General features: G+C 71.5%; 18 protein-coding genes. 12 read left to right on the top strand and 6 right to left on the bottom strand.

The features are described 5' to 3' along the window. Positions 1 to 19 precede the first annotated feature (19 nt). Positions 20 to 1,645, top strand: a complete 1,626-nt coding sequence (locus ACFWPQ_RS08455; protein ID WP_384031240.1) for a zinc-binding dehydrogenase — start codon at positions 20 to 22, stop codon at positions 1,643 to 1,645. Further along, positions 1,642 to 2,436, top strand: coding sequence for an MBL fold metallo-hydrolase (locus tag ACFWPQ_RS08450; RefSeq protein WP_384031238.1), 795 nt, complete (start codon positions 1,642 to 1,644; stop codon positions 2,434 to 2,436). The genes ACFWPQ_RS08455 and ACFWPQ_RS08450 overlap by 4 nt, the downstream gene beginning before the upstream one ends. 6 nt (positions 2,437 to 2,442) lie before the next feature. Here ACFWPQ_RS08450 and ACFWPQ_RS08445 read toward each other — a convergent pair whose 3' ends face one another. Together ACFWPQ_RS08445 and ACFWPQ_RS08440 are read right to left on the bottom strand one after the other, a co-directional pair. Continuing rightward, a complete protein-coding gene (locus ACFWPQ_RS08445) occupies positions 2,443 to 6,270 on the bottom strand; it encodes an ABC transporter ATP-binding protein (RefSeq protein ID WP_384031236.1) in 3,828 nt (1,275 codons plus the stop codon). Positions 6,271 to 6,330: 60 nt separating this feature from the next. Next, positions 6,331 to 6,774 carry a VOC family protein gene (locus tag ACFWPQ_RS08440; protein WP_384031234.1) on the bottom strand — a complete coding sequence of 148 codons (444 nt, stop codon included), beginning with the start codon at positions 6,772 to 6,774 and terminating at the stop codon, positions 6,331 to 6,333. 119 nt (positions 6,775 to 6,893) lie between these two features. On the opposite strand from ACFWPQ_RS08440, the gene ACFWPQ_RS08435 reads away from it, so the two are divergent. The 5 genes from ACFWPQ_RS08435 (at position 6,894) to ACFWPQ_RS08415 (ending at position 10,908) form a co-directional block, all read left to right on the top strand. Then, the gene (locus ACFWPQ_RS08435) at positions 6,894 to 7,904 is read left to right on the top strand and encodes a helix-turn-helix transcriptional regulator (protein WP_384031232.1); all 1,011 of its coding nucleotides are present in this window, start codon (positions 6,894 to 6,896) and stop codon (positions 7,902 to 7,904) included. Positions 7,905 to 8,060: 156 nt separating this feature from the next. Continuing rightward, positions 8,061 to 9,779 carry an MOSC domain-containing protein gene (locus ACFWPQ_RS08430; protein ID WP_384031230.1) on the top strand — a complete coding sequence of 573 codons (1,719 nt, stop codon included), beginning with the start codon at positions 8,061 to 8,063 and terminating at the stop codon, positions 9,777 to 9,779. 142 nt (positions 9,780 to 9,921) lie between these two features. Then, positions 9,922 to 10,047 (top strand): hypothetical protein, encoded by a 126-nt coding sequence (locus ACFWPQ_RS08425; protein WP_384031229.1) that lies wholly within the window; start codon positions 9,922 to 9,924, stop codon positions 10,045 to 10,047. Then, the gene (locus ACFWPQ_RS08420) at positions 10,044 to 10,304 is read left to right on the top strand and encodes a hypothetical protein (protein WP_384031227.1); all 261 of its coding nucleotides are present in this window, start codon (positions 10,044 to 10,046) and stop codon (positions 10,302 to 10,304) included. The genes ACFWPQ_RS08425 and ACFWPQ_RS08420 overlap by 4 nt, the downstream gene beginning before the upstream one ends. A 31-nt stretch (positions 10,305 to 10,335) precedes the next feature. Continuing rightward, a complete protein-coding gene (locus ACFWPQ_RS08415) occupies positions 10,336 to 10,908 on the top strand; it encodes a S1 RNA-binding domain-containing protein (protein WP_384031225.1) in 573 nt (190 codons plus the stop codon). On the opposite strand, the gene ACFWPQ_RS08410 is transcribed toward ACFWPQ_RS08415, so the two are convergent. Next, a complete protein-coding gene (locus ACFWPQ_RS08410; protein WP_384031223.1) occupies positions 10,905 to 11,402 on the bottom strand; it encodes a hypothetical protein in 498 nt (165 codons plus the stop codon). The two genes, ACFWPQ_RS08415 and ACFWPQ_RS08410, sit on opposite strands and share 4 nt — an antisense overlap. 114 nt (positions 11,403 to 11,516) lie before the next feature. Between ACFWPQ_RS08410 and ACFWPQ_RS08405 the strand changes: the two genes are divergently transcribed. Both ACFWPQ_RS08405 and ACFWPQ_RS08400 read left to right on the top strand, forming a co-directional pair. Further along, entirely contained in the window at positions 11,517 to 12,362 is an 846-nt protein-coding gene (locus ACFWPQ_RS08405) for a serine hydrolase (protein WP_384031221.1), read from the top strand. Positions 12,363 to 12,451: 89 nt separating this feature from the next. Beyond that, positions 12,452 to 13,507: an esterase-like activity of phytase family protein gene (locus ACFWPQ_RS08400; protein ID WP_384031219.1), complete on the top strand. Its 1,056-nt coding sequence runs from the start codon at positions 12,452 to 12,454 to the stop codon at positions 13,505 to 13,507. Positions 13,508 to 13,651: 144 nt separating this feature from the next. On the opposite strand, the gene ACFWPQ_RS08395 is transcribed toward ACFWPQ_RS08400, so the two are convergent. Beyond that, a complete protein-coding gene (locus tag ACFWPQ_RS08395) occupies positions 13,652 to 14,437 on the bottom strand; it encodes a calcium-binding protein (RefSeq protein WP_384031217.1) in 786 nt (261 codons plus the stop codon). Between the two features lie 193 nt (positions 14,438 to 14,630). Between ACFWPQ_RS08395 and ACFWPQ_RS08390 the strand changes: the two genes are divergently transcribed. The 3 genes from ACFWPQ_RS08390 (at position 14,631) to ACFWPQ_RS08380 (ending at position 18,421) form a co-directional block, all read left to right on the top strand. Next, positions 14,631 to 16,988 (top strand): ArnT family glycosyltransferase, encoded by a 2,358-nt coding sequence (locus tag ACFWPQ_RS08390; protein ID WP_384031215.1) that lies wholly within the window; start codon positions 14,631 to 14,633, stop codon positions 16,986 to 16,988. Between the two features lie 134 nt (positions 16,989 to 17,122). Beyond that, a complete protein-coding gene (locus ACFWPQ_RS08385; RefSeq protein ID WP_361288897.1) occupies positions 17,123 to 17,929 on the top strand; it encodes an endonuclease in 807 nt (268 codons plus the stop codon). 138 nt (positions 17,930 to 18,067) lie between these two features. Further along, complete coding sequence (locus ACFWPQ_RS08380) at positions 18,068 to 18,421, top strand: peptidase inhibitor family I36 protein (RefSeq protein ID WP_384031213.1); 354 nt, start codon at positions 18,068 to 18,070, stop codon at positions 18,419 to 18,421. Between the two features lie 25 nt (positions 18,422 to 18,446). On the opposite strand, the gene ACFWPQ_RS08375 is transcribed toward ACFWPQ_RS08380, so the two are convergent. Both ACFWPQ_RS08375 and ACFWPQ_RS08370 read right to left on the bottom strand, forming a co-directional pair. Continuing rightward, positions 18,447 to 19,322 carry a hypothetical protein gene (locus ACFWPQ_RS08375; RefSeq protein WP_384031211.1) on the bottom strand — a complete coding sequence of 292 codons (876 nt, stop codon included), beginning with the start codon at positions 19,320 to 19,322 and terminating at the stop codon, positions 18,447 to 18,449. A gap of 64 nt (positions 19,323 to 19,386) precedes the next feature. Further along, positions 19,387 to 19,839 carry a hypothetical protein gene (locus ACFWPQ_RS08370; RefSeq protein WP_384031209.1) on the bottom strand — a complete coding sequence of 151 codons (453 nt, stop codon included), beginning with the start codon at positions 19,837 to 19,839 and terminating at the stop codon, positions 19,387 to 19,389. Positions 19,840 to 20,080 lie beyond the last annotated feature (241 nt).

The following is a 20,080-nucleotide window of genomic DNA, read 5'->3' as shown; positions in this document are numbered from 1 at the left end:
CGACCAGAGGAGTTCACCGATGCCCCCGACGACCACCGTCACGGCTCCGGCCACCATGCGCGCGCTCGTCGGCGGCAAGGGTGCCACCTGGAGCCTCGAAGAGACCGAACTGCCCGCACAACTGGGAGCCGTCCGGATCCAGGTCCACGCGGCCGGCCTGAACCGGGCCGACCTCTACGCCCTCGAAGGCACCTACACCGCCAACTCGCAGGCCGAGGGGCCGTTCACCGCCGGCATGGAGGTCGCGGGCGTCGTCGAGACCGGGAGCCCGCTGGCACCCCACCTGCCCGCCGGAACCCGGGTCATGGGCATCACGGTCGGCGCGTTCGCCGACTACGCCCTGTGCCATCCACGGCTGGTCGTCCCGATCCCGGACCGGCTCGGCTTCGAGGAGGCCGCGACCCTCCCCGTCGGTCTCGTCACCGAGCACGACGCGCTGGTCACCCAGGCCGGGTTCACCGCCGGGCAGTCCGTCCTGATCGTCGGCGGCACCAGCTCGATCGGCCTGATCGGCATCCAGCTAGCCAGAGCACTCGGAGCGGGCACCGTCATCGCCACGACGACCGCCGACACCAAGCGGGCCGCCCTGCTGGACGCGGGCGCGGACATCGCCGTCAACACCGCCACCGAGGACCTCGCCGCCGCGGTCCTCGCCGCCACGGACGGGCAGGGCGCCGACATCACCCTCGACCACGTCGGCGGGGAGCTGTTCGCCGTGCTCCCGGCGGCCACCGCGATCGGCGGCACCATCATGAGCATCGGGCGGCTCGCCGGACCCGTGACCGCCCTCGACCTGGACACCGTCGCCTTCCGCCGCCAGAAGCTGGTCGGCACCACCTTCAGCATCCGCACCCGCGCCGAACTCGGCGACGTGGTCGCCGCGTTGGGCGAGCACGTGCTGCCCGCGGTCGCCGACGGAAGGATCGCCCCCCGCCTGGACACCGTCCACCCGGTGTCCAGGGCCGACGAGGCCGCCCGCCGGCTCCGCACCGGCGACGCCACCGGCAAGGTCGTGATCTCCTTCGCCGACGCCCACACCGGACCGGCACCCGCCCCCAGCCCGGTGGCGAACATGTTCGGCAGCATCGCGCAGATCGGCTATGTCGTCCGCGACATCCGCGCGTCGATGGAGAACTTCGCCAAGGCCGGCATCGGCCCGTGGTTCCACCTCAGGGACGTCCGGCCCGGGGACTTCACCTACCAAGGCAAGCCCTCCGACCTGGTCATGGACGTGGCCGTCGCCAACAGCGGCGACATCCAGATCGAGCTCATCACCCCGGTCAACGACGCGCCCTCGATGTACCGGGACTTCCTCGCCGCCGGCCACGAAGGCGTCCAGCACCTCGCCTACTGGAGCGAGAACTACCAGGACCTCTACGACCGCGCCCTCGCCGCCGGATTCACCGTCGGCCAGGAGGGCCGGATCGGCGGATCCGACGGACGGTTCGCCTATCTGCAGACCGAGCACCACCCCGGCACCGTCATCGAGATCTCCGACACCGGCGGCACCAAGAAGTTCGTCTTCGACCTGATCAGGCTGGCTGCTGCCCGTTGGGACGGCACCCACCCGATCCAGGAGATCGACGCCGGCCTCATCGGCGGCGACCCCGCTGCCATGACCGCGATGATGGAGGCATTCGGGTGAAAGTCCACCACCTGAACTGCGGCACCATGCGTCCCTGGGGCGCGCCCGAGGGGCTGGTCTGCCATGTGCTGCTGGTCGAGACCGGCACCGGACTGGCCCTCGTCGACACCGGTCTCGGTCTTCTCGACAGGGCCGCACCCGGCCGGCGGTTCGGACCGGCCCGGCACTTCGTGCGCCCCGTGTTCGAGGAGTCCGAGACGGCCGTCCGGCAGGTCGAGAGGCTCGGCCTCGACCCGGCGGACGTCCGCGACATCGTGCTCACCCACTACGACGCCGACCACGTCGGCGGGCTGACCGACTTCCCCTGGGCACGCGTCCACCTCACCGACGCCGAGGCCACCGCGGCGCTCCACCCGGTCACCCGTGTCGAGAAGGGGCGGTACAGGCCCGCGCAGCGCGCCCACGCCCCGGCGTTCGTCCGCCACACACCCGAGGCGGGCGAGGCCTGGCGCGGTTTCACGGCCGCCACCGAGCTCACCGGGATCTCGCCCGGCATCGTGCTGATCGGCCTGCCCGGACACACCCGCGGGCACGCCGCGGTCGCCGTCGACGCCGGCGACCACTGGGTGCTCCACGCCGGCGACGCGTTCTACCACCACGGCCAGGTCGACGGTGTCGGCAGGGCGCCGAAGTCGCTGCTCGCCATGGAACGTGCCGTCGCCCACGACTGGCGCAGAGTGCGGGCCAACCATGAGCGGCTGGCCGAACTGTGGCAGGCCGCCGACCATGACCTCCTGCTCGTCAACGCCCACGACCCGGGCCTCCTCGCCGCGGCCCGGGCGGCCGGGTGAGAGAGGTCAGCGGGCCGCGGCCACCGGCTCCTCCGGTTCCTCGGGCTGGCCGATGAAGGTGCGCCACAGCTCGGCGTACCGGCCGTCGAGGGCCAGCAGCTCGTCGTGGGTGCCGTCCTCGGCGACCCGGCCGTGGTCCATGACCACCACCCGGTCGGCGCGGGCCGCGGTGGTCAGCCGGTGGGCGACAATCAAGGTGGTGCGCGCGTAAGCGCTCGTTGAGGGGTGGTGGTCGGGCGACGGGTGGGCGGTACGGCGGCCCGTCAGGCGGTCGGTGGCCATGTTGACCTGGGCCTCCGTCGCCAGGTCCAGGGCGGCCGTCGCCTCGTCGAGGAGCAGCACGTCGGGGTCGACCAGTTCGGCGCGGGCGAGGGCGATCAGCTGGCGCTGGCCGGCGGAGAGGTTGCGGCCGCGCTCGGCCACCTCGTGGAGGTAGCCGTTGCCGAGGGTGGCGATCATCTCGTGGGCGCCGACCGCGCGGGCCGCCGCCTCCACCTCGGCGTCGGTCGCGTCCGGGCGGCCGTAGGCGATGGCGTCCCGGACGGTCCCGGGGAAGAGGTACGCCTCCTGCGGGACGACCCCGAGCCGGTGCCGGTACGAGGTGAGGTCCAGGTCGCGCAGGTCCGTGCCGTCGACGGTCACCCGGCCGCTCGTCGGGTCGTAGAACCGCGCCACCAGCTTGACCAGGGTCGACTTGCCGGCGCCGGTCTCGCCGACGAAGGCGACGGTCTGCCCGGCGGGGACGGTCAGGTCGATCCCGCCCAACGCCGCGTCGCCCTTGTCGGCGGCGCCATACGCGAAGTGCACGCCCTCGAAGGCGATGTCGCCGTGGAGCGAGGTCACGTCGAGGGGCTTGGCCGCGGACTTGGTCGACGTCGGCTCGCGCAGGAGTTCCTGGATGCGGCCGAGGGAGACGGTCGCCTGCTGGTAGCCGTCGAAGACCTGGGAGAGCTGCTGGACGGGGGCGAAGAACAGGTCGATGTAGAGCAGGTAGGCGACCAGCGCGCCGGTGGTGAGGGTGGCCGCCTCCACCCGGTGGGCGCCCGCCATCAGCACGCTCGCCGCGGCCACCGACGACAGCAGCTGCACGAACGGGAAGTAGACCGATATCAGCCACTGGCCCCGGATACGGGCACGGCGGTAGCTCTCGCTGCGCTCGGTGTAGCGGTGGCGGCTGTCCCGCTCGCGGCGGAAGGCCTGCACGATCCGCAGGCCCGACACCGACTCCTGGAGGTCGGCGTTGACCACCGACACCCGCTCCCGGGCGAGTTCGTACGCCTTCACGCTCGCCCGGCGGAAGAAGAAGGTCGCGAGGATCAGCGGGGGCAGGGTGGTGAAGACGACGAGGGCGAGCTGCACGTCGATCACCAGCAGGACGACCATGATGCCGAAGAAGGTGACGACCGAGACGAAGGCGGTGACCAGGCCCGTCTGCAGGAAGGTGGACAGCGCGTCCACGTCCGTGGTCATCCTCGTCATGATCCGGCCGGTCAGCTCCCGCTCGTAGTAGTCGAGTCCGAGCCGCTGGAGCTGGGCGAAGATCTTCAGGCGCAGGGAGTAGAGGACCCGTTCGCCGGTACGGCCGGTCATCCGGGTCTCGCCGATCTGGGCCGCCCACTGGGCGAGCACCGCGAACAGGCCGAGCAGCGAGGCCGCCCAGACCGCGCCGAGCGCCATCCTGCTGACGCCCTGGTCGATGCCGTGCCGGATCAGGACCGGGAGCAGCAGGCCCATGCCGGCGTCCACGGCGACCAGGCCGAGGCTGACCAGCAGGGGCGCGCCGAAGCCGCGCAGCAGGCGGCGCAGGCCGTAGGAGTCCTCGGGGCGTACGGCGCCGGCCTCGTCGATGTCGGGGGTGTCGGTCGCCGGGGGCAGCGCCTCGACCTCGGCGAGGAGTTCGGGAGTGGCGGGGGTGCCGGCGAGGGCGAGGTCCCGGGGCGTACGGTCCCCCGTCCACAGCCGCGGGGTCACGCCGCGCTCGGCGTCGAACTCGGCGTCCAGCTCGTCCCGCACGGACGTGTCCTCGCGCGAGACGGCCGGGAGGGTGTGCCCCGGGGAGACCCCGCCCAGCTCGTCGGGGTCGGTGAGGAGCCTGCGGTACAGGGCGGACCGCTGCTGGAGCTCCTCGTCGGTGCCGATGTCGGCGAGCCGGCCGCCGTCGAGGACGGCGATGCGGTCGGCGAGGTTGAGGGTGGAGCGGCGGTGCGCGATGAGGAGGGTGGTGCGGCCCCGCATCACATGGGCGAGGGCCTCGTGGATCTCGTGCTCCACACGGGCGTCGACGGCCGAGGTGGCGTCGTCGAGGACGAGGAGGCGGGGGTCGGTGAGCAGGGCGCGGGCGAGGGCGATGCGCTGGCGCTGGCCGCCGGAGAGGGTGAGGCCCTGCTCGCCGACCTTGGTGTCGTAGCCGTCGGGCAGCTCGGCGATGAAACGGTCGGCCTGGGCGGCGCGGGAGGCGGCGCGGATCTCGTCCTCGGTCGCGTCGGGACGGCCGTACGCGATGTTGTTGCGGACCGTGTCCGAGAAGAGGAACGAGTCCTCCGGTACCAGGCCGATCGCGGCGCGCAGCGAGTCGAAGGTCAGCTCGCGGACGTCGTGGCCGCCGATCAGGACGGCGCCGTGGGTGACGTCGTAGAAGCGCGGCAGGAGGAGGGAGACCGTGGACTTGCCGGAGCCGGAGGAGCCGACGACGGCGAGGGTCTCGCCCGGCCGGATCTCGAAGCTCAGCCCGCTCAGGACCGGGCTGGTTTTGCCGGGGGCCTGGTCGTACCCGAACGACACGTCGTCGAACTCGACGGTCGCGGGCGCGTCGGCGGGGAGGGTCTTGGTGCCCTCCTGCATGGTCGGCCGGGTGTCGATCAGTTCCAGGACGCGCTCGGTGCCGGCGCGGGCCTGCTGGCCGACGGTGAGGACCACGGCGAGCATCCGGACCGGGCCGACCAGCTGGGCGAGGTAGGACGAGAAGGCGACGAAGGTGCCGAGGGTGATGTGCCCGCGGACGGCGAGCAAGCCGCCGACCGCCAGCATGGCGACCTGGCCGAGGGCCGGGACGGCTTGCAGGGCCGGGGTGAACCGGCTGTTCAGCCGTATCGTGCGCAGCCGCCCGGCGAAGAGCCGGCGCCCGACCTCCCTCAGCTTCCCGGTCTCCTGCTCCTCCTGCCCGAACCCCTTGACCACGCGTACGCCGCTCACCGCGCCGTCGACCACCCCGGCCACGGCGGCGGCCTGGGCCTGGGCGTACCAGGTGGCGGGGTGGAGCTTGCTGCGACTGCGCTTGGCGATCCAGTACAGGGCCGGGGCGACCGCGAGGGCGACCAGGGTGAGCGGCGGCGACAGCCAGGCCATGATCGCGAGGGAGATCAGGAAGAGCAGGACGTTGCCGATGGTCATCGGCAGCATGAAGAGGAGGCCCTGGATCAGCTGGAGGTCGCTGGTGGCCCTGCCCACCACCTGGCCGGTGGACAGCTCGTCCTGCCGCCGCCCGTCGAGCCGGGTGATGGTCCCGTACATCTCGGTCCGCAGGTCGTGCTGGACGTCGAGGGCGAGCCGGCCGCCGTAGTAGCGGCGGACGAAGGTGGCCGCGTAGACGAGGACGGCGGCGCCGATCAGGGCACCGGCCCAGGGCCCCATGGACCGGCTGTGAGCACCGATGACATCGTCGATGATCACCTTGGTGATCAGGGGTACGACGGCCAGCACGGCCATGCCGGCCAGCGAGGAGCCGAGCGCGAGCACGACGTCCCTGGGATGCCGCCAGGCGTATCCCGCCAGCCTGCGCGCCCAGCCGTCCTGCTGCCGCTCCCCCTGCCGCCGCTCCCCCTGTTGCGCTGCCACGCGGGTGCCCTCCGTTCGCCCTGTTCTTCCGCATGGCCACAACACGGAACGGAGCGGATTTCATCCCTCCGCAACAATCGGACCGGCCTGCCCGGCCTGCCCGGCCTGCCCGGCCTGCCTGGCCGCTGCCGCCGGGGTGACGGGAGTGAAGAAGTTGACGAGGTTGCCGTCGGGGTCGCGGAACAGCAGGGAGCGGTTGCCCCAGGGCATCGTGGTCGGCTCGGTGACGAAGTCGGTCACGAAGCCGGTCAGGTTCCGGTGCACGCGGTCCACGTCGTCGACGAGGAACTCGGTGATCACGCTGTGGTTGTCCGCGGGGCGGGCGGAGCCCGGGGCGAACAGCGGGACGGTGCGGGTGCCGGCGATCGCGAGGGTCGCGGCCGCGGTCCTGAGTTCGGCGAAGTCCTCGGTGGCCCAGGCCGCCCGCACCCCCGTGGCCCGCTCGTAGAACGCGACGAGGCGCGCCACGTCGCCGGTGATGATGCGGATCGAGACGAAGTCCATGGGATCTCCCTGGCAGTGAGTACGGCGCTGAGCACTGGATGCGTGCACTGCGCAGGCTAGGAGGAATAGTGGACAGAATCGGTCCGGTATTCACGGCTTTCCGCGTTAGGTTTGTGCCCATGCCTCGCCCCACCGGCCGCGTGCTGACCCTCCTGGAGCTGCTCCAGTCGGGCGGCACCCGGACCATGGCCGAACTCGCCGACCGGCTCGGCGTCGAAGGGCGCACCGTGCGGCGGTACGTGGACCAGCTGATCGACCTGGACGTGCCCGTGGAGTCGGTGCGCGGCCGCTACGGCGGCTACCGGCTCGCCGCCGGATACCGGCTGCCGCCGCTCATGCTCAGCGACGACGAGGCGCTGGCCGTGCTGCTCGGCCTGGTCGCCGGCCGCCGGACCGGGCTGACGGCGGCGGAGCGGACGGCGAGCGAGACGGCGTCGGCGAAGATCCGGCGGGTGCTGCCCAAGCACCTCGCCCGTCGCCTCGACACGCTCCTGGAGGCCCTCGCCTTCACGGACCGGCCCGGTGGGTTCGACATCCCGGACGCGGGCGTCCTGCTCACCGTCGCCGATGCCGTGCGCCACCGCCGGCCGGTCTCGATCCGCTACACCGACCGTGACGGACGGCGCACCGACCGCACCCTGCACGCGTACGGGATCGTCGCCCACTCGGGCCGCTGGTACGTCACCGGCACGGATCCCGGGATCGGCGAGGACCGGACCTTCCGGCTCGATCGCATCGCGGACGCGCGGACCCTGCCCGGCTCCTTCGAGGCGCCCGCGGGTCCCGGTCCGGCCGAGCGCGTGCTGTCGGGGTTCGCGGCGGCCGAGTACCGGCACGAGGTGACCCTGCGGATCCACGGGACGGTCGAGCAGATCCGCGCCCGCCTTCCCGCCGGCGTCGCGACCGTGGAGGAGCACGAGCCCGCGGCGGACCCGGACGGGGCCGCGGCGGACCAGGGCGCGGCGGCCGAGCGGTGGCTGCGCGTCGGGCTGCGGGCGGAGCGGCTCGACTGGCTGCCCCCGGTACTCGCCGCCCTCGACCGGCCGTTCGTCATCGAGCACCCCGCGGAACTGCGCACCCTCGTCGCCGCGTTCGCCGACCGCCTCGCGTCCCGCGCCCGCCAGGCCTGACGCGGCCACCGGCGACACCCGACCCGACATCCACGACGAGGGCGCCCCGGCCCTCCGGGTCCCCGGGTCCCGGGTCCCCGTTCGCGGATTCCCCGCGCAGGCACGAGGATGCGTGGCAGGGGAGCCCGGCGGGACCGGCCGCCACTGGAGGTCCGCATGGCGAGGTTGCTGTCCGTCAACGTGGGGATGCCCAAGGACGTCTCCTGGCAGGGCAGAACCGTCCGCACCGGGGCGTGGAAGTCGCCCGTGCCCGGCCGCCGTATGGTGCGGCGGCTGAACGTGGACGGGGACGGCCAGGGCGACCTGGCCGGGCACGGCGGGGAGATCCGGGCCGTCCTCGTCTACCAGCTGGAGTCGTACCGGTACTGGCGCGAGCGGCTCGGCCGCGACGACCTGGACTTCGGGATGTTCGGGGAGAACTTCACCGTCGAGGGCCTGCCCGACGACGAGGTGTGCATCGGCGACCGGTACCGCATCGGCGAAGCCGAGTTCGAGGTGACCCAGCCCCGCGTCACCTGCTACCGGGTCGGCATGCGGCTGGGCGAGCCCGCCATGGCCTCGCTCCTGGTCGCCCACCACCGTCCGGGCTTCTACCTGCGGGTGATCACCGAGGGACGGGTCCAGGCCGGTGACGGGATCACCCGCACCCGCCGGGGCCCGGGAGAGCTCAGCGTCGCCGACACCGACGCACTGCTCTACCTGCCCGACCGCGACCCCGCGAAGCTGCGCACCGCCCTGGACATCCCCGCCCTCAGCCCCGGCTGGCAGCAGTCCTTCCGCGAACTCGCCGCCGCCGGGCGGTCCGGTCCCGAGGCGGGGGCGGGACCGCCGGGCTTCAGGCCCCTCCGTGTCACCCGCATCGTCCCCGAGACCCCCGACGTCTCCTCGGTCCACCTCGGCACCACCGACGGCACGCCCCTGGCCGAGGCCCGCCCCGGCCAGTACCTCTCCCTGCGCCTCGCCGTCGACGGCACCGCCCGCGCCGTACGCAGCTACTCCCTGTCCACCGCACCCACGGACGGCACCTACCGCATCAGCGTCAAACACGAGCCCCACGGCAAGGTCAGCGGCTACATCCACACCCGGCTCCGCGCCGGGGACCTCGTGGACGTCGCCGGCCCGCGCGGAACGTTCGTACTCGAAGAGGGCACCGGTCCGGTCGTCCTCCTCTCGGCGGGCATCGGCGTCACTCCCGTGCTCGCCATGCTCCACCGGCTGGCAGCCGTACGGGACCCACGCCCCGTCTGGTGGATCCACACCGCCCGCGACCGCGCCCACCACGCCTTCGCCGACGAGGCCCACGCCCTCCTGACGCGACTCCCCCACGCCCGCGAGCACATCCACTACACCGCGGAAGCGCCGCCGCCCGGCGACGACCGTGTCACCCGGGGCCGCCCGACCGCCGCCTCGCTCACCGCCCTGCGCATCCCCGCCGACGCCGACGCCTACCTCTGCGGGCCGACCGCCTTCATGGACGACCTCTCCGGCCACCTGCGCGAGCTCGGCCTGCGCCCCGAGCGGATCCGCACGGAGCGGTTCGGCGCGGTCGCCGCGGTCAACCCCGGCGTCACCGCCACCGCCGCGGTGCGCCCGCACCAGCCACCCGGCCCACCGGGCGCGGGCCCCCTGGTCACCTTCGCCCGCGCCGGCATCACCACCCCGTGGTCACCCGCCCACGCCTCGCTCCTCGAACTCGCCGAGGCCTGCGACATCCCCACCCGCTGGTCCTGCCGCACCGGCGTCTGCCACACCTGCGTCACACCGCTGATGACAGGCGACGTCACCTACACCACCCCACCCCTCGAACTCCCCGAGCCCGGCACGACCTTGGTCTGCTGCACCACACCGGCGACGGAGGTCGTCCTCGATCTCTAGGGGGTGGCTTTCAGGGCCGCGACGAACGGGAGCCATGGCCAACTCCCTTGTGACAAATGCCTGGTCACACTCCACCCCCTGGTCGGGCTAGCCGCGCCCGTCCCACTCTGTGAGCGGATCACTACAGAACGGAGTTGCCGCCATGGCCCACCGCATCACCCGCTTCCTCCGCTCGCTGTTCCGGCGTCCTGTCGATCCGATCGGCGTGTACGGGATCGGCATGGGTTCGTGCGGCATGCTCGCGAAGGACGCGAGGGTCACCCGGTGAGCGTTCCGCGTCTGCTTCCGTGGGCGGGTCCCGAGGGCAAGCCCTGCTTCCTGGTCACCGACGGAGACGGCCGTCTCTCCCGGGCCGCCGACGCCGTCGAGTCCGTGCAGGTGGAGATGGCCGCCAGGCTCCTCGACCACTCGGCCGCCCTGCTCGAAGAGCGGCAGGTCACGAAGGCCGAACTCCGTTTCCTGGTGGCCCGGATGAGAGAGGCGTTGACCGACGTGCTGCGGATCGCGGAGAGCCGACGGCTGTAGCCCGGCGGCGGCGTATGCCAGGGTGGCGCGCATGGACTGGCAGTTCGAGAGCCCGGAGCTCTGGGCGTTCCTGGAGTCGCTGCGCCCCGGTGAGATCCTTTCCGGAACCGTCGCGGCGATCGAGCGGTTCGGGGTTTTCGTGGCCCTGGACGACGGGCCCGCCCATCCCATGTTTCCCGGCGTCGGGTTCATCACGATCCCCGAACTGTCCTGGCGGCGCATCGAGGCCGCCACCGATGTCGTCGAGGTCGGGCAACGCATCTCGTGCGAGTTCCTTCAGTTCGACACCCACAACGCCGAGGCCCGACTGTCCTTGTGCGCGCTGCAGCCCGATCCCTTCCAGGTCTTCGCCGACCGCACGGAAGTCGGCCGGATCCTGCACGGAACGATCGAAAAGGTGCTCCCTTTCGGCGCCTTCGTCACCGTCGGGGACGACATCGTCGGGCTGGTGCCCTTCAGAGAGGTCCACGGCAGACCTGCGGCCGGTTCACCGGAGGCGTTCCGGACCGGGGAGGAGATGTCCGTCGTCGTCGTGGAGATCGATCGGTCGCGACGCCGGGTGCTCCTCGCTACGTCAGAACGCAACGACCAGTTGCGGAACTAGCCCTGGCGCCCGACGGTGATCGCCCACCGGACGCCCGCCGTCGCGGTCACCTGCACCGTGCCCGGGGTGTGGGGGCGCGCCGAGCCGCCGTTCATGTTCGTCTCGTTGTCGATGGTGTTGACCTGGCCGGCGACACAGTCGAACGGGAAGTTGAAGCCCAGCGGTTCGACGGTGACGGTCAGCCTGCCCTTGCCCTCGCAGTGCACCTGGACGGACAGGGTGCCGCTCCCGACGCCGCCCTTGATGTCCATCTCCCGGCCCCCGGTGGCGTTCGCCGCCTGGGCGACGACCTCGCCGTCGGGGAACGCCGGGGCCTTGGTGACGGAGTCCGATGTGTCGGCGTCGGCGGCCGGCGTCGCCGTGACGGGCGCGGGCGACGAGGTCGCGGGGGCGGGTGCGGCGCGGCCGGAGCCGCCACCGCTGCAGCCGACGGCGGCGAACAGCACGACCACGGCCGCGGCTGTCGCCCTCGCCGGCGCACTCGGGATTCTCATGGGCCCCATCCTCGGGCACGGGTGGGACCGGGCGGAGGTCGGCCCAGGTGACGGTTCCTTAAAGCCCTGACCGCTCGTACAACCATTCGCGCGAACCTGTGTGTCAGGACGGGTATGACTCACAGACGAAGGAGAGGGCTGGTCGCCACCGCGCTCGGCACCGGGTTTCTCATAGCCGGCGTGACCGTCGCCGCGCCCGCCTCGGCCGCCACGCCCACCGTCAGCTGCACGTCGTCCAAGGCGGCGCTCGCCACGAAGCTGAAGAAGGACATCACCGCGGCCATCGCGAACCGCAAGGGGACGATCGCCGTCGGGCTGTACGACCGTTCGACGAAGACGACGTGCACCCTGCGCTCCACCACGCACTACGACTCGGCCAGCACGGTCAAGGTCACCGTCCTCGCCACGCTCCTGTGGGACGCGAAGAAGCACAACCGGTATCTGACCACCACCGAGCAGACGCTCGCCAAGGCCATGATCACCAAGTCGGACAACGACGCGACCACCAAGCTGTGGAAGCAGCTCGGCCTGACGAAGATCAAGGGCTTCCTGAGCGCCGCCGGGATGACGCAGACCACCCCGGGCGCCAACGGCTACTGGGGCCTGACCCAGATCGACGTGCACGACGAGCAGAAGCTGCTCGCGCTCGTCACCGCCAAGAACACTGTGCTGAGCGACAGTTCGCGCGCCTACATCCTGAAGCTGATGGGGCAGGTCATCTCGTCCCAGCGGTGGGGCACGCCGTACGGCGCCCCGTCCGGTGTCTCCGTGCACGTCAAGAACGGCTGGCTGCAGCGGGCCACGCACGGCTGGCGGGTGCACAGCCTCGGCACGTTCACCGGCGGCGGCCACGACTACCAGATGACCGTGCTGACGCAGGACAACAGCACCATGAGCTACGGCATCAACACCATCCAGGCCGTCGCGAAGGTCGTCCACAAGGACCTCGCGGCCTCCTGAGTTCGAAGAGTCCACGGCGGCCGGAAATCGCCCCTGTCCTTCACGGGGCGGTCTCCACCCCGTCACCGATCCGCCCTACGGTGACCGCCATGCGCCTGCGAACCGTACTCGCCACCGTCACCGCCGGCCTGGCGGCGGCCACCTGTCTGTCCGCCGCCGGGTCCGCCAACGCCGTCGCGACCGGCACCGACGCGACCAACACCGCTTCCGCTCACGCGTGTTCGTCCTCGGTCTCCCTCGACAGCTTCTCCGACGCCCTCGACAAGACGACCTTCGGCGGCTACTTCGTCGGCAACCTCTCCGCGCTCGCCGTGGACAAGGACGGATCCCTGGCCGCCCTCGCCGACCGGTCCTACCTCTTCGACCTGGACGCGAAGACGCTCGCGCCGAAGTCGGTCGTCGGGCTCGCCGACGAGAACGGCGCCGCGCTCGACTCCGAGGGCCTGGTCGTGGACCGGGACGGGACCCGGCTCATCACCTCCGAGACCGAGCCGTCGATCCGCCGCTACTCGGTGGACGGCAAGATCCTGGACCGCCTCCCCGTGCCGTCGTCGCTGCTCGTGTCCCCCGCCGGGCGGGCCACCTCCAACCAGACCTTCGAGGGCCTGACCTTCCTCAACGGCGGCCGCACCCTGCTGGCTTCGATGGAGTACGCCATCGCCGGCGACACCGCCGGGATCGTCCGCTTCCAGACCTGGACGCGGACGAAGGACGACCACTTCGAGCTGTCGGCCCAGTACGCCTACCGCACCGACGGACCGACCCTCGGCGTCCCCGAGGTGCAGGCGCTGCCCGACGGCCGCCTCCTCGTCCTGGAGCGCGGCTTCACCTCCGGCGTCGGCAACACCGTCCGCCTGTACCTGGCCGACCCGCACCGCGCCACGGACACCAGCGGCATCGAGAACCTCACCGGGCAGGCAGGCGTACGGCTGATAAAGAAGACCCTGCTCACGGACATCGCGAGCTGCCCGTCGCTCGGTGCCACGGCCAAGCAGCCGCAGCCCAACCCGCTCCTCGACAACATCGAGGGCATGGTCGTCACCGGCCGCTCGAAGGGCGCGTACAAGGTCCTCCTGGTCAGCGACGACAACCAGAACGCCGTACAGACGACGCGGTTCTACCGGCTGTCGGTCCGGGTGCACTGACCCGCCGGCACACCACCGGGGGCCGCTCCCGCCATGGGCAGGAGCGGCCCCCGGTGCCAGGCACGCGCCGGGCGGCTAGGGCCTGTCCGGCGGATCAGACGCGTGGCACGCCCCGCGTCTGCGGCGTGATCCGCCGGACAGGCCCTAGCGGACGTCCACGTAGTCGCCGGTCGCGGTGGACGGCGCGGTCGTCGCCGTACCGCCGAAGCTGTAGCGGAACCAGCCGTCACGGGCGGCGGTGACGGTCGTCTTGAGGGTGCCCGTCGAGCTGGTCCTGACGGTCTTCACCGTGGTGTAGGTGCTGCTGCCCTTCTTGCGGAACTGCAGCTTCACCGACTGGCCGGCGTAGCCGTGGGACTTGTTGTCGTCCCAGCTGGCCCGGGAGAGCTTGCCGGTGACCGTGAGGGTCCTGCCCTTCTTCACCGGCTCCGGCGCGGCGTTGACCGTCAGCGACGACTGACGCTGCACCTTGAACGTGGTGGCCGCGTCCCGGTGGATGTAGTCGTGGTCGTTGGCGGAGACCAGGGTGGAGAGGTTCCAGGTGGCCGCCGCGGTGTTGTCGACGAAGCCCGTCGCCGCCTGCGGGTCGAAGGTCAGCGTGCCGGTGCAGGTCGACGTGGTGGCGCTCACCTTGACGCAGGTGATGTCGCCGTCGTCGTACCAGATCTGCGCGTAGTTCGGCTTCGGGCCGACGGCGTAGATGTACGTGGTCTCGGCGATGCCCGAATCGTCGGACGCGGTCACGGAGACCTTGGCGGACACCACCTTGGTGGTACCGACCACGACGGGCTTGCCGCCGTTGACGACGACCTTGTCGATCGTGATGTCGCCCGCTCCGCCGTCCGTCGCCTGGGCGGCGGTGGCACAGGTCGCGGTGGCGACGAGTGCGGCGCTGGTGCTGAGCAGGGCGAGGCGCGTGGTCGCGCGCATGGACATCCCCCCGGAAGTCTCTGTTCGATCAGTCTGATCGAGCACCGGGAGACTACGGCTTTGACCAACGGTTTACCACTTGATTACCGAGGGGGAGCGGCCCCGGGCGCTTCTTACCCACATCTCACCCACGCACAGCCTGCGCCCAGGATCGGCACAGCCCTCGCCCATCGGCCGCCCGCATGGTGGGCTGGTGACATCTGCCACCGATCCCACCCCCCACCCGCCCGTGTCCCCCGACTGGGGCCCGCCCACGGCGACGCCCGCGGCGACCCCTGCGGCTCCCCTGCCGGACAAGGCACCGCGCTGGTCGCTCCCCGCGCTGATCGCGATCCTGATCCTGGCGGCGGTGCTCTACTCCTGGAACCTCTCCGGTTCCAACATGAACACCTTCTACAGCGGCGCGATCTGGGCCGGTACGAAGAGCTGGAAGGCCTGGTTCTTCGGCTCCCTCGACCCCGGCAACTTCCTGACCGTCGACAAACCGCCGTTCGCGCTCATGGTCATGGGCCTGTCCTGCCGCATCTTCGGCTTCGGCACCTGGCAGATGATGGCGCCCGAGGTCGTGGTCGCGCTCGCCACGATCTGGATCCTGCACTCCACCGTGAAGCGGGTGTGGGGACACGGGGCGGCGACCGTCGCCGCGCTGGTGCTGGCGCTCACCCCCATCACCGTCGCCATCAACCGCGACAACAACCCGGACACCATCCTCGTCTTCCTCATGGTGTCGGGCGCAGCGCTCGCGTTCCGCGCCACCCGTGACGAGAAGCTGCTCCCGCTGCTCGGCGCGGCGGCCTGCTTCGGTCTCGCCTTCAACACCAAGCTGCTCGCGGGCTGGATCGCGCTCCCCGCCGTCTTCGCGCTCTATCTCTACGCGTCGAAGGCCACCTGGGCGAAGCGCGCCGTCAACCTGGCCCTTGCAGCGGTCGTCCTGGCCGTCTCCAGCTTCTGGTGGGCGATCGCCGTCTCCCTCGTCCCGGCCTCCGACCGGCCGTACATCGGCGGCTCCACGGACGGCTCCGCCTGGGACCTGATCATGGGGTACGACGGTCTCGGCCGCGTCTTCGGCGGCGAGGGCAACGGCGGGGGCGGCGGCGGAGGCGGCGGCTTCTCCGGCTCCGCGGGCCTCGGCCGGATGTTCAACGACATCCTCGGCGGCCAGATCTCCTGGCTGCTCCCCTTCTCGGCGATCGCGCTCGTCGGCGGCCTGGTGCTGTGCGGCCGCGCCCCGCGCACCGACCTCAAGCGGATGGCGCTGGTCCTCTGGGGCGGCTGGACCCTGCTGCACTACGTGATCTTCGCGACCGCGCAGGGCACCATGCACCCGTACTACACGACCGCGCTCGCCCCGGGCATCGCGGTGCTCTGCGGCGGCGGTGGCGCGATGCTGCTGGAGGCGTTCCGCACCGACAAGCGATGGATCTGGGTGCTCCCGGCCGCCTTCGGCGTCACCGGCATCTGGGCGATCGTGCTGCTGCGCCGGGCCTCCGGCTGGAACACCTGGCTGTGGCCGACGATCGGCGTGCTGACCGTGGCCGGCATCGTGGGCATGATCCTCTTCCGCTCGGGCAACAAGGCCCGGCTGCTGGCGGCCTCCCTGGCGGCGGCCGTGGTCGCGGCGCTCGCGGGTCCGACGGCGTACGCGGCGGCCGATCCGTTCGGCAGCTCGGCCGGCGGCGGCATGGGCGGGACGAACCCGACGGCGGGCCCCTCGACGGGCAGCGGCTTCGGCGGCGGACCCGGCGGTGGCGGCGGCAACCGGGGCGGCTTCCCCGGCGGCGGCGAACTGCCGGGCGCCGGCCAGCAGGGTGGCGGCCAGAACAACCAGGCCGGCGGCGAGGCGGGCGGCGGTTTCCCCGGCGGCATGAACGGCGAGGCCCCGACCGGCGGCACGAACGGCCAGGCTCCCGGCGGCGGCAACGGTCAGGTGACGCCCGGCGGCGGCAACGGCGAACTGCCGAGCGGCGGTTTCGGCGGCGGCGAGGCCCCCGGCGGCACGGGCACCGGTGCCGGGACGGGCTCCGGCACCGGCACCGGCACCGGCACCGGCCAGCCCGGCGGTGGCACGGGTGGCGGCGGCTTCGGCGGTGGCGGCGGCATGGGCGGCAGCGTGAGCAGCGACCTGATCGCCTACCTGAAGAAGCACAAGGACGGCGCCACCTGGCTGCTCGCGGTCTCCAACTCCCAGTCCTCGGCGCAGATCGAGCTGAGCTCGAACGAACCCGTCATCTCCATGTGGGGCTTCACCGGCCAGGACAACGCGATGACCGTCGCCAAGCTCAAGGAGCTGGTGAAGGCGGGCAAGCTGCACTACATCCAGCTCGGCGGCGGCATGGGCGGCGGCCAGGGCGGCACCGACAGCGTCAGCTCCCAGGTCACCTCCTGGGTGGAGAAGAACGGCACGGCGGTGAAGGAGAGCGCGTACAGCAAGAGCTCCGGTTCGAGCTCCTCCTCGACGAGCTCCTCCTCCAACTCGTCGTCGGGCTCGGCCTCTTCGACGCAGTCGACCACTTCGTCCCTCTACCGGCTGGACCCGTCGGACGTCAGCTGACGCACCGGCAGCACCGAGGCCCCCGACCGCACGGTCGGGGGCCTCTTTTTACGCCCCGTTCACCTCCGCGTCCTCATGTTCATGTCACCCTCCTTCTTGCCGCCTCGTCAACCCGCGTAGATGGGAAACTCTTTATGCTGGCGACACACATCCGGCGCTGGAAGTCGGTGGCCCTGACGACCGCAGCCGTCCTGGTGGGCCTCACCGCCCCCGCGCTGACGGCGACCCCGGCCGCCGCGACCACGACCGCGTACGACTCGACGTACTACAAGAACGCGATCGGCAAGACGGGGACGAGCCTCAAGTCGTCCCTGCACACGATCATCAGCGCGAACGTCACCAAGCTGTCGTACTCGGCCCTCTGGGACGCCCTGAAGAAGACCGACCAGGACCCCAACAACAGCAGCAACGTGATCCTGCTGTACTCGGGCATCTCGCGCAGCAAGTCCCTCAACGGCGGTGACAGCGGCGACTGGAACCGTGAGCACGTGTGGGCGATCTCGCACGGCGACCTCACCACGTCCACCGGCCCGGGCACGGACCTGCACCACATCCGTCCCGAGGACGTGGCGGTCAACGGCAAGCGCGGCAACCTCGACTTCGACGAGGGCGGCTCCACCTTCACCAACAGCGGCGGCAGCAAGGTCGACTCGGACTCCTTCGAGCCCCGCGACGCGGTCAAGGGCGACGTGGCCCGCATGATCCTGTACATGGCCGTCCGCTACGAGGGCGACGACGGGTTCGCGAACCTGGAGCCCGACGACAAGGTCGGCAACGGCTCCACCCCGTACATCGGCAAGCTCTCGGTCCTCAAGCAGTGGAACGACGAGGACCCGCCGGACTCCTTCGAGGAGAACCGCAACCAGGTCATCTACGACACCTACCAGCACAACCGGAACCCCTTCATCGACCACCCGGAGTGGGTGGACGCGATCTGGTAGGGGATCCGGTCGTACTACTTACCTCACACAGGTGAAGTCGATCTTGGGCTCGGGCGTGTCCGCGTGACCGCCCAGCAGCATGGGGGCGCCCCGGCAGTTCCGCCGGGGTGTCCCCAACTCCCTTTCCCGGAGAGTCCCGTGAAGCTGCGTTCCTGGTCCCTCGCCGCCGCTCTCGCCCTGACCGCACTCGTCGTCCCCGCGCAGAGCGCCTCCGCGCACGTGGCCGCCCCCTCCTGTCCCGACGGGTCGGTGTGCTTCTGGAGCGGGGAGGGCTTCGGCGGCTCCTACTGGGAGTGGACGGCCCGCAGCGGCTACCGCGACATGCCGCCGAGCCTCCACGACCACGTCGGCTCCTTCGTCGCCTCCACCCGAGCCTGCCTCGTCAACTGGTCCCCCACCGAGAAGCGCGACGTCTTCAACGGCGACTGGCGCTCCCAGTACCTCGGCGACTTCGGCGGCCGCATCGACGGGGTGGGGGCGGGCGCCTGCTGACCCCGGGACGGCGCCCTCCCCGTCGTCACCCGAGCACGTCCCGCGCGACTCCGTCCTGGCGCTGCATCAGGGACCGCCAGGTCGCGAGGGTCGCGGGGTGCGCGTCGAGCCAGGCGCGCTGGACGACGGCCAGCCGGGCGTAGGCCGTGCGCAGGTAGCCGGTGTCGGACTTGCAGCGGAGGTCGGCCTTGGCCACGGGGTTGGTCGCGAAGTCGGTGTCGCGGGGGAGGCTGTCGAGCAGGTTGACCGGGTCGTCCGTCTCGACCCCGGCGGCCCGCATGCAGCGCGCCCAGCGGACGTCGGCCGCACGGAAGGCCGGATCCCTGTCCAGGTCCTTGCGGGCCTGCTGTTCGCCCTCGCCGAGCCGGATGGTCGTCCGGAGCCACCGCAGGCGCTCGCTGCCCAGCAGCCGCTTCTCGGCCTCGGCCTGGCAGCCCTCGGCCGGCCAGGACACCTTGATGGTCCTGCCCCGGGCGGAGATACGACGGTCGTCGGGGCCGTAGAGCGCGGCGAGGAAGGCCTTGCTCTCCCGCTGTTCCGACGCGGTCGGCCCGGGACTCGCGGTGGCGGTGGCGGTGGTCGGCGACTCCAGGCCGAACGGCAGCGGGTGGTCTGCGTCGGCGGTGCCCGGCCGGGGGATCTCGGCCGGGGTGTACCGGTGGCCGTGGGCGGCCATGCACCGGATGGCCAGCCGCCGTTCCGCCTCGGCGATCCGCCACTGCCGCTCGCTGGGCGCGTGCAGGACGGGATAGAAGGGCAGGCGGGCGCTGAGTTCGGCGGTGTCCGTCGCCTGCTGCGGGCCGGCGGTGGCGGCCGGGCCGGACCGGCCGGCGTACACCCAGGCGGCGCAGGCGACGACGACCACGGCGGTCGCGAGTGCGGCGGTCTTACGGGTTACCAAGGTCTTCCTCCTCCCGGCGCGATGGATCCGGCGGCGAGCCGCCGGATCCGTGACGGAGCGCGGGTCAGTAGCAGCCGCCCGGGTTCGAGGTGGTCAGCGAGAGGGAGCTGGCCGACAGCGCGGCCGACAACTCCTCGACCTGGCTGCCCGGCTTGACGCAGAAGAGCATGCCGCCGCCGTAGTTGATGTCCAGGTAGTACCTGGAGTAGTAGCCGCCGGTGCTGGAGTTGCTGGCGGACCAGGCGTTGTCGTTGACCGTCGTACCGGAGCCGCTGCTGCCGTACGTCGTGTCGTTGAAGGTGTCGTTCGTGAAGTTGCTGTCGCTGTTGAAGTACGAGTGCCGCGCGCTGCTGAAGCTGGACCAGAACACACAGTGGTAGCCGCCGGCGCAGTTGGTACCGGCCGACGCGGGCGACGCCGTGACGACGCCGCCGACGGCGAGCCCCGCGGCCAGTGCCGCCGTCGCGGCGAACGCCCTGCGCGACCGGGCCCATCTGGACAGTGGTGTCATAGACATGACATTCCTTTCATGTCGGTCTCAGGTGGCCCGAACAACACTGGCAGCACATCAGCCGCTTTCCCATGCCTTGCGGTCACAGCCGAAAAGCCCAGGTCGACGCCGTAAGTCCGGCACAACCTGCGATTCACCAGCGAACGGACACATGTCCGAATAACGCCCGTGACAGGTGTTGTCAGCCGTGTCCGGTGGCGGCCATGATGACTCGTCCGGCCACAACTGGCCGGAAAACGGGGGGCGG

This window comes from Streptomyces sp. NPDC058464, from assembly GCF_042721035.1.
GTDB lineage: Bacteria > Actinomycetota > Actinomycetes > Streptomycetales > Streptomycetaceae > Streptomyces.
The sequence above is the reverse complement of the archived record's forward strand: the minus strand, read 5'-3'. Positions and strand labels throughout refer to the sequence as shown.

Excerpts from the sequence above, each read along its gene's own strand:
- ACFWPQ_RS08455 (WP_384031240.1), top strand. The coding sequence starts at position 20 with ATGCCCCCGACGACCACCGTCACGGCTCCGGCCACCATGCGCGCGCTC.
- ACFWPQ_RS08440 (WP_384031234.1), bottom strand. The coding sequence starts at position 6,774 with ATGGACTTCGTCTCGATCCGCATCATCACCGGCGACGTGGCGCGCCTC.
- ACFWPQ_RS08435 (WP_384031232.1), top strand. The coding sequence starts at position 6,894 with ATGCCTCGCCCCACCGGCCGCGTGCTGACCCTCCTGGAGCTGCTCCAG.
- ACFWPQ_RS08430 (WP_384031230.1), top strand. The coding sequence starts at position 8,061 with ATGGCGAGGTTGCTGTCCGTCAACGTGGGGATGCCCAAGGACGTCTCC.
- ACFWPQ_RS08425 (WP_384031229.1), top strand. The coding sequence starts at position 9,922 with ATGGCCCACCGCATCACCCGCTTCCTCCGCTCGCTGTTCCGGCGTCCT.
- ACFWPQ_RS08415 (WP_384031225.1), top strand. The coding sequence starts at position 10,336 with ATGGACTGGCAGTTCGAGAGCCCGGAGCTCTGGGCGTTCCTGGAGTCG.
- ACFWPQ_RS08410 (WP_384031223.1), bottom strand. The coding sequence starts at position 11,402 with ATGAGAATCCCGAGTGCGCCGGCGAGGGCGACAGCCGCGGCCGTGGTC.
- ACFWPQ_RS08405 (WP_384031221.1), top strand. The coding sequence starts at position 11,517 with ATGACTCACAGACGAAGGAGAGGGCTGGTCGCCACCGCGCTCGGCACC.
- ACFWPQ_RS08400 (WP_384031219.1), top strand. The coding sequence starts at position 12,452 with ATGCGCCTGCGAACCGTACTCGCCACCGTCACCGCCGGCCTGGCGGCG.
- ACFWPQ_RS08395 (WP_384031217.1), bottom strand. The coding sequence starts at position 14,437 with ATGCGCGCGACCACGCGCCTCGCCCTGCTCAGCACCAGCGCCGCACTC.
- ACFWPQ_RS08385 (WP_361288897.1), top strand. The coding sequence starts at position 17,123 with ATGCTGGCGACACACATCCGGCGCTGGAAGTCGGTGGCCCTGACGACC.
- ACFWPQ_RS08370 (WP_384031209.1), bottom strand. The coding sequence starts at position 19,839 with ATGTCTATGACACCACTGTCCAGATGGGCCCGGTCGCGCAGGGCGTTC.